Source organism: Paenibacillus sp. FSL R10-2788 (genome assembly GCF_038003885.1).
GTDB classification, from domain to species: Bacteria; Bacillota; Bacilli; order Paenibacillales; family Paenibacillaceae; genus Paenibacillus_AQ; species Paenibacillus_AQ odorifer.
Genome location: NZ_JBBOQA010000001.1, coordinates 1,550,127 through 1,564,039, shown reverse-complemented (window position 1 = coordinate 1,564,039; position 13,913 = coordinate 1,550,127). Strand labels below are relative to the sequence as shown.

Genomic DNA, 13,913 nt, shown 5'->3' with positions numbered 1-13,913 from the left:
GGCCATTCTTTTACGGACTTTACTTATTGCCTGAATGAGCTGCTTTCAACGCATCGAGATTCTTAGAAATAGCATCCTTAGCGGTCGTCTTTCCAGTCCATACATCCCCTAGAACCGACCCGAGTAAGGTGTTAAACTCCGTCGTATGATTCGTATAGAACCACGCTGCGGGCTTCACAGCAGGTGATTGCGCATAATCGACTACTGCAGATTTATATTCGTCATAAACAGGGAAGTTAGGATTTTCGACCCATTTACGGGTAAGGGTCTCATCCGTGTACCACTTCTCCAGTGTCGGCATCCAGATTCCCGAGCTAATGAGGCCACAGTTATTTTCTTCTGAGTTGTACCATTTCAGCCATTCCATCGCTTCTTTTGGATGCTTAGTCTGGGAGAACACGACATTGGCGCCACCCGTGTTGAGGGTAACCTTATCCTTCATGTAAGGCAATACTGCAACGCCATAGTTCAGGCCTTCATTCTTAGCCGTATTGAGACTAGTTCCCACGTTCCACGCACCGTTAGTAGCCATGGCAACAGTCCCTGCGATAATGGTTCGTTGAATGCCATCATCAGTCTGTCCGACAGACAACGGAGCAACATGATCCTTCAAGTAAAGATCTGCAACCTTCTGAATTCCCTCTATACTGGCGTCTTCTCCAATTCTCACCTCAGTCCCATCACCCGAATAGAACCCCCCACCATTACCAAGCGCCCAGGTCTCAAGCTGCCATGGTAAGTTTTCAACGGATGCGCCAAACTGAACGATACTCTGCTCATTAAAGCCACTCTCATCAGGATGTTTACCATTTTTATCAAGGGTCAGCTTCTTTGCTGTTGTTACAAATTCCTCCCATGTCCACGCTTTATCCAGAGCGGCTGGGGGATAGGGTACATTGGCTTTGTCGAACATATCTTTGTTGTAATAGAGGAGTAAGATTTCATTGGCAGCCGCGTAGGCTACGGTTTTCCCTTGATATTTGTAGGCTAGGCTATCCAGTGGTTTGCTGTCGCTTCCTTCGTACATTGTATTTACATCATTCAGCATGCCTTGGGTAGACCACTGAACGACACCATCTTCTCTGAGCATCCCTGTATCAGGCAATTGCTCTGCCGTAGCCATTGTATTCAGCTTGGTCATGTAGTTTTCCCAAGGAATTGCTTGTACTTCTACTTCAATTCTGTCTTGAGAAGCATTAAACTTATCCGCCACTCCCTGGGTTACATTTCCCTCTTCCGCACTTCCCCACATCGAATAGATAATTTTGACCTTCTCCTCAGGCTTGGAGGTGGCGTTCTCAGATGCTTTGGGTCCATCAGTTGCCTTGGTTGCTGTGTTTGTCTCATCTTTCGCGCAGCCAATGACACTTAATGCTAGTGCAGTTGAAAGAATACCTACCCCGAATGCTTTACCTACCTTCATTTCCCTCTCCCCCTTCATAATCACATAGATATGTCCAACCGTTTGACCCCCTAAGTTATTGAGTTAAACGTTTAGTACCAACTTTTTTTAATAATTCCAACCTTTGCTTGGAATCCGAAATTTCGGCCAGCCGATACGACTTTTAATATCGTAAATATTTTCAAAAAGTGGTATAGAGTCTTCATGAACTTGGGATGTTTTAATGAAGTAAGCGCTTTATTGTTATTGTGTCATGATTTTCTATTAGGGAAAATAGCATTTTTCAACCTGATTTTTAAAAATTCCAACCTTTAAAGAATCATCTTTTTCATAAAACAGCAGAATCAGCTGATCCAAAATATTCACTTGCAGTAACGACAATAAGCAGAGCCGCCCTCCTACCCCAATGGTAGAAGCACTGCTCTGCCTATTTAGCATTTATACACTACGCTGCTGTATGAAGCAACGCCGTTTTTCTATTCTAGAAACACAACTGCGTGAGATCTCCAGCTCCTTAGCGATTTCCCGCTATTTTATCGAATTTCTTGAGGTTGTGGACACGAACCGACGTCAAGAAAGAGGACGTCTCTTATTCATTCCCCATCGTGCTGATGTCGATGACAAACCGGTAACGGACATCTGAAGCAAGCACACGCTCCCAGGCTTCATCAATCCGGTCAGCAGAAATGACCTCGATTTCAGATGCAATATTATGTTCAGCGCAGAAATTAAGCATTTCCTGCGTTTCACGGATTCCGCCAATCATCGATCCGGCAAACGAACGGCGGTGGCCGATCAGCGAAAATACGTTAACTGCCAATGGATCAGCGGGCGCACCGACATTGACTAATGTACCATCCAATGCCAGAAGTGAAAGATAGGCATCGATATCAATCTGTGCGCTTACTGTATTCACAATAAGATCGAATGAACCGGCAAGCTGCTTAAATGTCTCCGGATCGCTTGTGGCATAATAATGATCCGCTCCTAATTGCAATCCGTCTTCCTTCTTCTTCAGTGACTGTGATAACACAGTAACCTCAGCTCCCATAGCATGAGCAATCTTCACAGCCATGTGTCCAAGCCCGCCAAGACCCACTACAGCTACTTTTTTGCCGGGAGCGGCTCCCCAATGGCGCAGCGGTGAATAGGTGGTGATTCCTGCACACAAAAGTGGTGCAGCCGCGTCAAGCGGAATAGCGTCAGGAATCCGGACCACGAAGTCTTCTGTTACAACGATGTGCGTGGAATATCCGCCCTGTGTATAGTGACCGTGCCGGTCGATAGCTCCATAGGTGCCCGTATTTCCACTCAGGCAATACTGCTCCTCACCTTTCTGGCAATTACTGCACTCTCCACAGGAGTCAACCATACAACCTACCCCTACACGATCGCCAACTGTGTACTTTGTAACTTCGGAACCGACCTGGCTGACAATACCGGCGATCTCATGCCCTGGAACAAGTGGATACTTAACCGGTCCCCACTCCCCGCGGGCTGTATGAATATCCGAGTGGCAAATGCCCGCGTATTTAATCTCTATAAGAACATCGTGCGGCTGCAGATTCCGGCGTTCGATTGTAGTTAGCTTGAACGGGCCTTCCTGACTGAATGTAGCGCGTGCATTAACTTTTATCATAGTGAAACCTCTCTTCTAGTTAATATAAAAAACTGTACTGCCGACTTTACAAAACCTATGTTATTACTTAAAGTTAACTCTAAGTCAAGCACAAAATATAATTAAGACTGGAGATAGATGATGAAGACATACTCCATTAGTGAAGTTGCAGAATATTTTAATATGACATCACATACCCTGCGTTACTATGACAAGGAGGGGCTTTTGCCTTTTATAGAAAGAACCCCCAGCGGGAAACGCGTTTTCAAAGAAACGGATATGGACGCTTTAAAAGTAATTGAATGCCTGAAGTCATCCGGGATGCCGATTAAGGAAATAAAACATTTCATTGAGTGGTGCTCTGAAGGGGACTCCACCTTGCAGCAGAGATATGACATGTTCCTGGAGCGAAAAGCTTCCGTAGAAGCACAGATGGAAGAATTAAGAAAAACGATGGAAGTCATAGAACATAAATGCTTCTACTACAAGACCGCCTTGGATAGCGGCACGGAAGATGTTCATAAAAAAAATAACATTAAGAGTGCATTTACTCATTAGAAATGAACCTTCAAATTACAGTAAAGGCGGGGCAGATTGATCTGCCCCGCCTTTCTTAATTTGGACGCTTTTTTGCCAGCAGCTTCTCCGTAAAATTCACATCAAAAAAATGAATAATGGGTCCCAGACCAAGTGCGGACACTAGAGTTCCTAAGCCTATAACGCCTCCTGCCAGGAAGCAAATCAAAGCACAAAGCGCATCCGTAAACATCCGGTGCCAAAAATAAGATATTTTCGGGAAGTTATCCCTCATAATCAGGGACAGGCTGTCGTAAGGAGCTACTCCCACAGCCGATGTCTGATACAAGGATACCCCAAAACTGCATACCACCACGCCAATCGCTACGACGACCACCCTCTGCCATAACAGCTGAGGTTCGCCCAACAGAGATAGCCAAGTACTATGAAAGAACGTAGCGATATATCCCAAAAAGATTGCGTTTACAAAAGTCCCGGCTCCAATAAACCTTCGTCCGGTTATGAATTCGATTACAAACAATACCAGGTTCAGCAAGATCAGAAAATTTGCATATGTTATACCGACGCACTCTGCAAGTGCCATTACCATGCCGCTAAAGGGATCATTCCCCATGCCGGACAGCTTAAAAATACTGATTCCCATGCCCAGAAATACATTGCCGATAACCATAATAATCAATCGTTTTTTATCAACGTTATAAAGATAACCCTTCATATTGCCCATCCTATTTTTCATATTAAAATTGCACCTTGCAACAACCACGTCATTATATCATATATTCTATTGTTTGACGGTTATCTTTATTGATAGTATTCAATGATTTGGATAAGCAGATCGGTCAGCACTGAGCATTATTTTGAAGGGAACACTGCTTTTTCGATCTTCAGATCTACTTCTCTAATGACATCATCAGCCTCGGAGCCAAGGATATCTATAAGTGTAATTTCATTACCTTCTTTGTCCGTCCCAATTGGATCATGTAGGGATACGTCTTTACGTGTTTTCTTGAGCGAACGCAGGTGCATCAGGATTTCGTTTTCAATACAACGAGCAGCAAATGTGGCTAACCTTGTTCCTTTGATTGGACGATAGCACTCAATAGATTTAATCAGGCCGATTGTGCCAATGGAAATCCACACCCCAACAGAAAGAGTTGTCCAGTTCGAAGCCAAGTCTTTTTATTATCACAGAAAATGAAAATAGGCCCAGCTTCTAATGTCTGCTAAAAACCTTGGCAGCCAAGTTGCGTGGGCATAAAAAGTCTATTTATTTTCTTATCTGAAACCCGCCGCGCTGCTCACCTCACCCAGTCTCTTCTTGGTCACTCAGCAGCTGGTCAATTTCCACAATTGCCTTAATATAAATCTTGAATGCGTCCCAGATCTGGCTGATGCGCATGGCCTCGTCCGGCTGATGGCTGCTCCCTTTTCCTTCGGGAAAAGGAGTCTGTACATCGGTGCGAAGCGGGCCGAAGGCTACTGTGCGCGGCAGCCATCTGGCATACGTTGCCCCACCCATTGCATAGGGCGCTTGCGACAAGCCCAGCTCACTGTTGGCAAGCCTGCATAAGGCCGCTATGATCAGGTCATCCTTGTCCATGTAGTGTGGCGGACTGTCCGTCCACTCAGTCAGTGACAGTCCATGCTGCCGCGAGTAGGCTGCCAACTGCTCCCGCAGCGCATCCGCGGATTGCGACAGACCGTAACGGACATCGATTCCGATCCGAACGGTTCCCTCATCCCACGCTACGATGCCGGCATTGCTGGTGGTAGGACCCGTTTCATCCCTGTGGGTGATACCAAGCCCCTCCCCGTAAGGGTCACCCAGCGCTTGTGACAAAAAAGTGAGCACAGCACGCGCCGCAGCATCCTCAACCAGCTCATGCGCAAGGACCGCCCCGGCCAGCTTTCTTGCCGCGTTTTGCGTCCCGGCAGGAAACGCCGCATGCCCGGCCTTACCCTGCGCGCGAACAACCGCTATCCCCTCTAGCTCCGCGACTTCAAACCCCTCCGACCGCAGCTTTTGCACTTCGTATGAGGTTAATCCGCGCAACCGGGCCTCCGCAACGGCGGGCACCATATTGTAATCCTCGCCAGCTTGAAAGGACAGCAACCTGTCGTCGGACGCGCTTCCAGTCACATCGGCTCGCACAATCCCTTTTTCCGCATAGCATACCGGATAATAAGCGTCAGCAACAATCCCGAAGGACGGCGACTGATGCTGGGACAGGAAATAGCGGATATCCCGCATGCCGCTCTCTTCGTTGACGCCCAGAAATACATAAGCATTATGATCCAGCCGCACGTTGGTCTCTTTGAAAAACTTCAGTACATAAAGCGCAAGCACAGCAGCCGATTTATTATCCATCGCACCTCGGCCAAATAGAAACCCATCTTTCTCGAACGGGGAGAAGGGCGGAAAGCTCCAGCCCCGCCCTGCGGGCACCACGTCCAGATGGGCGAACAAGCCGATGCCTTCCTCACTGTCTCCCAGCTGCACCTTAATGCCATAGCCAGCAAAAGCCGTTACCGACAAGTCTTCCCGCGCGGCCAACTGCTCCGCCTCACGCAATACAGCAGCGCATTCGGCACCAAAAGGCTCCGGGCTATCCGGATGAAAGGTGGTGCCCACGCTCGGCACACGAATCAGACGTTTGATATCTTCGAGAATCGCCGCTTGATGATCGGCTAGAAACTGTTCAACCTGCTTGTCCAGCTCCATACTGGTCATAATCGCTCACCCCTTTCAGGTTTACAGCTCGGCTGCAAGTTCCAGCTTTTGTAGACGGAAATCCAGCTCAGCTATGACATTTGGCGGCAGTACTACCTCGGCACCGGCAATATTCTCATGAAGGTGCTTTTCCTTGCGAATGCCGCAAATCACATTGACATTGGCATGCTTGTTCAACAAATAGGCTACGGCAATAGAACTGGCGCTAACCCCATATTCACTTCCGATCTCAACCAGACCGCCGGCAAACTCAGTGGCCAGCTTCAGGTTGCGTCCATGCCACCAGGCATCGTTCTGGCGGGGATCGTTCGGCTCCAGCACATGATCAGGCCGAATATGTCCTGTCAGTAACCCTTGCGCCAGCGGCGAATACGCATGGAAGCTAATCTGGTGCTCGTTGCACAGAGGCAGGATCGCCTGCTCGGGTTCTCTGGACAGCATATTGAATTTTTTTTGCACGATTGAGATTTCACCATAATCGATGTAGCTCTGCACGTGATGCGGCTCGCAATTGGACGCGCCTATGGCGCGAATCTTGCCTTCCTGCTTCAGTTGCATCAGCACCTCGATCGTTTCTTCAATTGGTGTTAGAAAAGGCTCCATCGCCGGATTATGTGTATAGTAAATATCGATATAATCCGTCCCTAACCGCTTCAGGCTTTGCTCCACCTCCATGCGAATCGTTCGCGGGCTCAAATTCCGCTTCACGCGATGCCCGTCCCAGGTAAAACGATAACTGCCTTCCTCGTCACCCCACCACAAGCCGCATTTTGTCGAAATAATGACCTTATCCCGCCGGCCTTTGATCGCTTGCCCAACGATTTCCTCACTGTGCCCAAAGCCGTAAACCGGGGCAGTATCAATTATATTGATGCCCAGATCCAGCGCGGCATGAATGGCGCGAATCGATTCCGTATCATTGGTATCTGGGAACTGGAATCCTCCACCAATACCGAAAGCGCCGAAAGTAACGACAGAGGCTTGTATGCCGCTCTGTCCAATCTCCTTATATCTCATCGTGACTGTATCCTCCCACTTTATTGATTCGCCTGTGCAGCAACAATATCCAGCCGGAGCTGCCCACCCACACCCACATTTTCATCGGCGTGTTCTTTAATGATGACAATCGTTTTTACCTGCAAGCCGGAAAGCACCCGATCCGTAGTCTCCTGCAGATTACGAACCAAGTCCCGCTTCGCCTCAACTGGTTTTCCTGGTGCGGTGTATACAAAAAATGTAATTTCATAAAAGTCCTTAGGTGTTGTCGATGCCTGTGGAAGTTCGATCCAGGAGATAGTTCTTAGCTCCGGAGGCAGGCGAAGACCCGTTGTTACTGCCGTGCCCAACTCACTTACCAATTTTGTCTTTTGTTCTTCCTTCAGAGATGTCGTTGCGTATGCCAATACAGTTGCCATGGTTCAGCACTCCTTTATCATTATAGTTAGTTTTTTCAGACAAACGCTTTGCTTATTTCCGCATTCCCATTACTCAGGATGCATTATTCGTTATACGGTTTCTTGACTCCCTTGTACGTATCCAGCAGCCATTGCGAATATTCTTTCGAAGTCATCACCGATACGATAGCATCCAGCCATTCCTTATTCTTCTCTTCAGTTCCTTTCTTAATAGCCAGCAAAATACCGCCATATTGTTTGTACACCTCAGGTGTTTCCTGTAGCAGCGCCGTATCAATCGTCACCTGGGGATCATTCATTTGAGCTACCGTAATAGCCGGCGCAGTCATGGCGTCCAGATCAGCAAAAGCCCCTACGCGGCTGCGCGGATCAATTTCAACGAATTCGAGCTTCTTGCTGTTCTCGACAACATCGAGTACTGTTGGCAGGTCAATACCCTCGCGCAATTGGATTAGCCCATTGTCCGCCAATAGTTGCAGTTCTCGCGCCCTGTTGGCGGAATCGTTGGCAATGCCGATCTTCGCTCCTTGCGGCAGCTCATCCACAGTTTTGTATTTCTTGGATACGAACAGCACCGGTGTTGTATAAATATTCGGGCCATAAGCGACCAACTCTGTACCGTTGCTTTCATTGAAGCTGTTCATATATTTTTCATTCTGAAAATAATTGGCATCGATACTGCCGTCTGCAGTCGCATTGTTCAAGGCAATATTGTCATTGAAGACTTGCGTCTCAATTTGATAGCCTTCCGGCTTCAGCTTTTCGGCCACATAATCAATATCCGGCTGCTCCCTGGCAATCACGCCAATCACAATTTTTTGGGACTTTGCATCCGATTGTGCGTCGGAGGATGAGCTGGATGACTGAGAGCATCCGACCAGCAGCACAATGACAGTGGTCATGATCAGAATCAGCTTGGCAGTTGCCTGTTTTTTCATGTAAAACCCCTCATTTCTGATGTTTTATTTCAACTTGCGGTACAACATATTCCCGCCCAGTTGTATAAATTGAACAATAACAATTAAAATAACAACGGTTGTGTACATAATCGTGTCATTGAAATTCTGGTAGCCATAGGAAAGCGCAACTGCCCCCAGCCCGCCGGCTCCAACGGTCCCTGCCATAGCTGTAAAGCCCAGCAACGAAATAAAACCAATCGTTAAGTTTGAAATGATGGATGGAATCGCCTCACTGACAATAACGTTAAATGTTATTTGCCAATCGGATGCGCCAAATGACCTAGCAGCCTCGATCAGACTCGGATTCACCTCCTTAAAGCAGCCCTCCAGCAATCTCGCCAGTAACGGAGAGCCTACAATGGTAATGGAGAAAATGGCAGCTGTTGTACCAATGGTCGTCCCCACAACAAAGCGAGTTAACGGAATTATTGTAATAATGAGAATAATAAAGGGTACAGAACGCAGCACATTAATGATTGCGCTGAAGGTCTCGTAGACTGCTCGGTTGGGCCTGAGTCCTTTGGCATCTGTAGTAATGAGAATGAGTGCCAAGATGAAACCGAACAGGGTACAGGTCACAACGGTGCCGCCCAACATAATCAGCGTATCGCGCAGCCCCGGAAAAATGATTTTATCCAGCAGAGTCTGGTAATCGTACTGATACATTACAAATTCCTCCATTCCATGCCGCTCTGCTCCAGATAGGCCCTGACCTTGTCAAAATCTTGCCTGCTGACCGATAAGGTGAACGCCCCCGCGATACTGTCCACATAACGGTCCAGTCCGCCCCATACAACTTCAAACGGCACCCCTGTTGACAAGGCGAAGCGGGAAAGCATGTCTTCCTGACCTGGTCGCTGAATAAGCTCAAACAGAATGTTATCCTCGCCAGTTTTCACTTCATGTGCGCCCAGGAAATCATTCAGATGACCGGAGTTTTCCAGGAAGATATCTTGCACCGCTCCGGCAGCCTGCAACTGACCCTTGCTAAGCACCGCGATGTTGTTGCAAGTTTCTTTTACCACTTCCATTTGATGCGTCACAATGACAATGGTGATGCCAAGCTCTTTGTTAATTTTTTTGAGCAGACCCAGAATGGATTTGGTGATGTTGGGATCAAGTGCGCTTGTCGCTTCATCACAAAGCAGAATGCGTGGGTTCATAGCAAGCGCCCGGGCGATGGCAACCCGCTGCTTCTGTCCGCCGGAAAGCTCGCGCGGCAGTGCCTTTTCCTTGTCCGTCAATTCCACGAGCTGCAGCAGCTCTTTCACGCGCGCATCAGCCACCGCTTTATTGTAGCCAAAGCATTTCATTGGAAACATAATGTTGTCATACACATTTTTTCGCTCCAGCAGAGAGAAATGCTGAAAGATCATGCCGATATTGCTGCGAAACTTGCGTAGTGTTGCTCCCCGCATGCTGCGGATTTCAACTCCGTTGACATGCAAGCTGCCGCGGTCAAAGGTCTCCAGACCGTTGATACAGCGCAAAAGCGTTGACTTGCCCGCGCCGCTCACCCCAACAAGTCCGAAAATATCCCCGTCCGTAATGTTGACATTAATACCAGACAAAACCTCCCTACCTCCAAATGATTTAAATAAATCACGAATTTCTATGCCTGAACCGACAAGCTCCGTAGGTTTGCCCTCCAGTTGTCCGACCATCCTATCCACTCCTTTCATGCACCCAGAAAATGCTTTTTCTAAATAAATTAGATCGATCTAATTTTAACCTAAAACAATTCCTATCAGTTTACTTTGATTTATGTTATCAGCTCTACAGTAGCCTGTCAACACTATTTTTTAAACCTTTCTGTCAAATGAATTATGATATACTGGAAGGTAGTTGAGAGGAGGAAAAGTTTGTGGTTTCTAGAGAAAAAAGAGTTACACTACAAGATGTTGCCGATGATGCCGGCGTTTCGAGAGCAACCGCCTCTCTTGTCGTTCGCGGCAGCAAATCCATTAAACCTAGTACACACAAAAAGGTGCTGGACTCCATGGAAAAGCTCGGCTATGTATATGATCGCGTAGCCGCCAGCTTTCGATTACAGCGTTCCTCAACGATAGGCGTTATTGTCACTGATATCGAAAATCCGTTTTATCCACATATATTGACGCATATTGAGCATGTTCTATACGAACAGCGGTTCAATGTGCTGCTGGGCATGAGCTTTGAATCAACCGAAAAGCAGGAGCGTGTGCTGGAAACAATGCTTGAGCACCGTGTGTGCGGCATTATTATGACTCCTGTCGCCTCTACATCGCCCGCCCTGTTCACCAAATTGCAAAATCTAAACATCCCCACGCTGCTGATTGGACGTGAGGTTGATACCGTGAATACCGACTATGTCGGGACGGATTATCGGCTGGGAGCCGAAATGGCCGTGCGCCATCTCATCGAGCAAGGGCACCGGCGCATCGCTTATCTGGGCGGCAGCCCTCAGGGAAACACATCCTACAAGGAGCGTTTTGCCGGTTACTGCCAAGCCCTGCAGCAATTTGGATTGGAGATCGATCCCGCTCTAATCATTACAAGCCCGATCAACCGTGACGGCGGCACCCGCGCTGTGCAAGAGGCGATGCAGTTAAACAATCCGCCAACCGCCTGCTTTTGCAACAATGATGTCATTGCCCTGGGCGCCATGATCGGCCTGCAGTTGCAAGGACGTACGCCTGGGAAACATATGGCCATCGTTGGCTTTGACAATGTACAGGAAACGGAGACTGCCAAGCCTGGTCTAAGCAGCGTTTCCGTATTCCAGGATAAATGGGGAAGCGAGGCTGCCAAGCTGCTGCTCAAACGAATCAACGGCGATCAGTCAGAACCTACCAGAATTATTATTCCGCCTCAGCTGATTATACGTGAGTCTTCCACCAGCTATAGCGGCTTCCATTCATCCAGCCCTTTATAATCGACACAATCCGGATTCATTCTCCGGACTTGTGTTGTTTTTCCGGGAACTCCAATACTAATAAATTCTTTATTAATACTTTTGGTCTTTGTTCTTACCGGTCTTCTGAATTTCTTCTCAAGCGAACCTCTTACATCAAATGAACATTATAAAAGAAATTAATTATTTTTACATATATATCTAGTTAATTCCACATTATTGATAAAGCAAGTACATGCTGTCCATTTTTATGTTAAACAATCCTCTTAGAGATCTCATCAACAAGTTGCCTAATCCCCATTCTTTTTGAGCTTTAATATCTCCTTCGGTTCGACTGTTAAACTTTGATTATTAAACCCATTAGTCCGTCTCTACATTGAAATATCATCACTTTCACTGCTCTTTACTTTTCTTAACAAAAAAGCAACTCCCTTATTGGCAAGTCGCTTCTAAAACACTCAATAGTGATTATTTAGTTATTATCTAAGACCCTACCGCTTAGCCTTATAAAACTCATGATACAGCTTCATCAGCGCCCTTTTTTCTATCCTCGAAACATAACTCCGCGAGATCCCCAACTCCTTAGCAATCTCCCGCTGCGCCCTCTCTTCTCCACCTGTATCCAATCCAAACCGCCCAACGACAACTTCTTTTTCCCGGTCATCCAGAATATCGAGGTTACGATATATCTTACTCTTCTCGATCTTCAGATCGACTTCTTTAATGACATCATCAGCTTCGGAGCCAAGGATATCGATAAGTGTAATTTCATTACCTTCTTTGTCCGTCCCAATTGGATCATGTAGAGATACGTCTTTCCGCGTTTTCTTTAAGGATCTAAGGTGCATTAGGATTTCGTTTTCAATACAACGTGCTGCAAATGTGGCCAGTTTGGTTCCTTTGTTCGGACGATAGCTCTCGATGGCTTTAATCAAGCCAATGGTTCCGATGGAGATTAAGTCCTCCATGTCTTCTCCGGCATTATCGAATTTTTGAGGTTGTGGACACGATACGATGTCAAAATCCACTTTCTTGATAGAAAAGCGTTGATAGAAGTATGAAGGTTTTACCGGATGGATGGCTCTTTTTTTGTTATTCATTGTCCTTTTTTTAATAGTCACTTCGTTTTCTTAAATTTTCACTTGATATCAACAACTTAAAGAAAACAGTTGAAAGACATGATATTTAACATAGTTTGAGCATGTTTACAGTCACATCCGGGAAAGAATTAGCTGTGTTACGATATATCTTATTACTCTAGAGGAGTATTAATAATGTCAACAACTTGCAAAAGAGGTGTGTAATTGAAACTTCCAACAATCCAATTCGGACATATTAAATCGAGAGTTCCTGTTATTCAAGGTGGAATGGGTGTAGGCATATCCTTAAGTGGACTAGCCGCTGCTGTAGCCAATGCAGGCGGGATCGGCACCATCTCTGGTACAGGGATCACTCCTGATGAGCTGAGAATGCATATTCGCAAAACAAGAGAACTCTCTAAAGGGAATGGCTACATCGGTGTGAATGTACTATTCGCAGTGAAGGACTTTGCCGAAAAAATGAAGATTGCTTTGGAGGAAAAGGTTGACTTTATTATTTCCGGAGCCGGAATTTCTAGAGATATTTATGCTTGGGGTAAAGAATATGGTACTCCTGTCGTAACTATTGTTTCATCCGCCAAATTAGCCCGAATTTCCGAAAGACTTGGTGCCTCCGCAGTCGTTGTGGAAGGGTTCGAAGCTGGAGGGCATTTAGGTACAGACAGATCCATGTTTGATATCCTTCCTGAAGTCTTAGAGGCCGTTTCGATTCCTGTTATTGCTGCGGGTGGAATTCTAACAGGGGATGATATCGCAAAAGCCCTTCGGATCGGCGCATCTGGTGTTCAAATGGGTACCCGTTTTGTGGCTAGCCTTGAGTGTGATGCTCCCTTAGCCTTCAAGCAAAAGTATGTAGATGCTCAGCAAGGAGATACTGTCCTAATCAAGTCTACTGTGGGTCTAGAAGGTAGAGCGATTCGGAATGAATTTACGGACCGGATCAGTGATGATGCCAAATTAAAGATAGTCAAATGCTATAATTGTCTAAAGGTTTGTTCACATCGCTTCTGTACAATGGAATCCCTGCTCACTTCCCTTAGAGGAGATGTTAAGAACGGATTGGTTTTTGCTGGGTCCAGAGTTCATGAGATTAAAGAGATTTTGTCCGTACAGCAGATTATCGACAATTTAATGGATGAGTATCAAGGGGCATTGAACCCGACAACTTAAGGTTGTTATAAGATTCAAAAGCACGATTAACCACTTAAGCAAGCTTGGGATTTCCGAGCATAAGTGGTTTTTCATTTCGCTTGATACT

The 13,913-nt window shown here is 46.5% G+C and carries 12 protein-coding genes and 2 pseudogenes; 3 read left to right on the top strand and 11 right to left on the bottom strand.

The features are described 5' to 3' along the window. Positions 1–19 precede the first annotated feature (19 nt). Both NSQ50_RS06865 and NSQ50_RS06860 read right to left on the bottom strand, forming a co-directional pair. Complete coding sequence (locus tag NSQ50_RS06865) at positions 20–1,423, bottom strand: ABC transporter substrate-binding protein (protein WP_076224201.1); 1,404 nt, start codon at positions 1,421–1,423, stop codon at positions 20–22. A gap of 568 nt (positions 1,424–1,991) precedes the next feature. Further along, positions 1,992–3,041 (bottom strand): NAD(P)-dependent alcohol dehydrogenase, encoded by a 1,050-nt coding sequence (locus tag NSQ50_RS06860; RefSeq protein ID WP_036675829.1) that lies wholly within the window; start codon positions 3,039–3,041, stop codon positions 1,992–1,994. Positions 3,042–3,161: 120 nt separating this feature from the next. Between NSQ50_RS06860 and NSQ50_RS06855 the strand changes: the two genes are divergently transcribed. Continuing rightward, positions 3,162–3,578 carry a MerR family transcriptional regulator gene (locus tag NSQ50_RS06855; RefSeq protein WP_036675831.1) on the top strand — a complete coding sequence of 139 codons (417 nt, stop codon included), beginning with the start codon at positions 3,162–3,164 and terminating at the stop codon, positions 3,576–3,578. 55 nt (positions 3,579–3,633) lie between these two features. On the opposite strand, the gene NSQ50_RS06850 is transcribed toward NSQ50_RS06855, so the two are convergent. The 8 genes and pseudogenes from NSQ50_RS06850 to NSQ50_RS06815 all read right to left on the bottom strand — a co-directional run bounded on the left by NSQ50_RS06850 (position 3,634) and on the right by NSQ50_RS06815 (position 10,326). Next, positions 3,634–4,293, bottom strand: coding sequence for a YczE/YyaS/YitT family protein (locus NSQ50_RS06850; RefSeq protein WP_235219370.1), 660 nt, complete (start codon positions 4,291–4,293; stop codon positions 3,634–3,636). Between the two features lie 134 nt (positions 4,294–4,427). Further along, positions 4,428–4,691: pseudogene (locus tag NSQ50_RS06845) on the bottom strand (sigma factor); the annotation flags it as partial. Positions 4,692–4,860: 169 nt separating this feature from the next. Continuing rightward, the gene (locus tag NSQ50_RS06840) at positions 4,861–6,288 is read right to left on the bottom strand and encodes a Sapep family Mn(2+)-dependent dipeptidase (protein WP_036675834.1); all 1,428 of its coding nucleotides are present in this window, start codon (positions 6,286–6,288) and stop codon (positions 4,861–4,863) included. Between the two features lie 21 nt (positions 6,289–6,309). Then, complete coding sequence (locus NSQ50_RS06835; protein ID WP_076224203.1) at positions 6,310–7,305, bottom strand: aldo/keto reductase; 996 nt, start codon at positions 7,303–7,305, stop codon at positions 6,310–6,312. A 20-nt stretch (positions 7,306–7,325) separates the two neighbouring features. Continuing rightward, the gene (locus NSQ50_RS06830; protein WP_036675836.1) at positions 7,326–7,703 is read right to left on the bottom strand and encodes a tautomerase family protein; all 378 of its coding nucleotides are present in this window, start codon (positions 7,701–7,703) and stop codon (positions 7,326–7,328) included. Between the two features lie 83 nt (positions 7,704–7,786). Next, positions 7,787–8,641 carry a MetQ/NlpA family ABC transporter substrate-binding protein gene (locus tag NSQ50_RS06825; protein ID WP_036675837.1) on the bottom strand — a complete coding sequence of 285 codons (855 nt, stop codon included), beginning with the start codon at positions 8,639–8,641 and terminating at the stop codon, positions 7,787–7,789. Positions 8,642–8,665: 24 nt separating this feature from the next. Next, positions 8,666–9,328: a methionine ABC transporter permease gene (locus tag NSQ50_RS06820; protein ID WP_036675839.1), complete on the bottom strand. Its 663-nt coding sequence runs from the start codon at positions 9,326–9,328 to the stop codon at positions 8,666–8,668. Continuing rightward, positions 9,328–10,326, bottom strand: coding sequence for a methionine ABC transporter ATP-binding protein (locus NSQ50_RS06815; protein ID WP_076104756.1), 999 nt, complete (start codon positions 10,324–10,326; stop codon positions 9,328–9,330). The genes NSQ50_RS06820 and NSQ50_RS06815 overlap by 1 nt, the downstream gene beginning before the upstream one ends. Positions 10,327–10,526: 200 nt before the next feature. Between NSQ50_RS06815 and NSQ50_RS06810 the strand changes: the two genes are divergently transcribed. Then, positions 10,527–11,576 (top strand): LacI family DNA-binding transcriptional regulator, encoded by a 1,050-nt coding sequence (locus NSQ50_RS06810; RefSeq protein ID WP_036675840.1) that lies wholly within the window; start codon positions 10,527–10,529, stop codon positions 11,574–11,576. A 470-nt stretch (positions 11,577–12,046) separates the two neighbouring features. On the opposite strand, the pseudogene sigK reads toward NSQ50_RS06810, so the two are convergent. Beyond that, positions 12,047–12,550: pseudogene (sigK, locus tag NSQ50_RS06805) on the bottom strand (RNA polymerase sporulation sigma factor SigK); the annotation flags it as partial. A gap of 309 nt (positions 12,551–12,859) precedes the next feature. On the opposite strand from sigK, the gene NSQ50_RS06800 reads away from it, so the two are divergent. Continuing rightward, positions 12,860–13,825, top strand: a complete 966-nt coding sequence (locus tag NSQ50_RS06800) for an NAD(P)H-dependent flavin oxidoreductase (RefSeq protein WP_036675848.1) — start codon at positions 12,860–12,862, stop codon at positions 13,823–13,825. The last annotated feature ends 88 nt before the right edge of the window (positions 13,826–13,913 follow it).

What these genes read in the sequence shown, in the direction of transcription:
- NSQ50_RS06860 (WP_036675829.1), bottom strand. Translation starts at nt 3,041, where the DNA reads ATGATAAAAGTTAATGCACGCGCTACATTCAGTCAGGAAGGCCCGTTC.
- NSQ50_RS06830 (WP_036675836.1), bottom strand. Translation starts at nt 7,703, where the DNA reads ATGGCAACTGTATTGGCATACGCAACGACATCTCTGAAGGAAGAACAA.
- NSQ50_RS06840 (WP_036675834.1), bottom strand. Translation starts at nt 6,288, where the DNA reads ATGACCAGTATGGAGCTGGACAAGCAGGTTGAACAGTTTCTAGCCGAT.
- NSQ50_RS06825 (WP_036675837.1), bottom strand. Translation starts at nt 8,641, where the DNA reads ATGAAAAAACAGGCAACTGCCAAGCTGATTCTGATCATGACCACTGTC.
- NSQ50_RS06820 (WP_036675839.1), bottom strand. Translation starts at nt 9,328, where the DNA reads ATGTATCAGTACGATTACCAGACTCTGCTGGATAAAATCATTTTTCCG.
- NSQ50_RS06815 (WP_076104756.1), bottom strand. Translation starts at nt 10,326, where the DNA reads ATGGTCGGACAACTGGAGGGCAAACCTACGGAGCTTGTCGGTTCAGGC.
- NSQ50_RS06850 (WP_235219370.1), bottom strand. Translation starts at nt 4,293, where the DNA reads ATGAAAAATAGGATGGGCAATATGAAGGGTTATCTTTATAACGTTGAT.
- NSQ50_RS06865 (WP_076224201.1), bottom strand. Translation starts at nt 1,423, where the DNA reads ATGAAGGTAGGTAAAGCATTCGGGGTAGGTATTCTTTCAACTGCACTA.
- NSQ50_RS06835 (WP_076224203.1), bottom strand. Translation starts at nt 7,305, where the DNA reads ATGAGATATAAGGAGATTGGACAGAGCGGCATACAAGCCTCTGTCGTT.
- NSQ50_RS06855 (WP_036675831.1), top strand. Translation starts at nt 3,162, where the DNA reads ATGAAGACATACTCCATTAGTGAAGTTGCAGAATATTTTAATATGACA.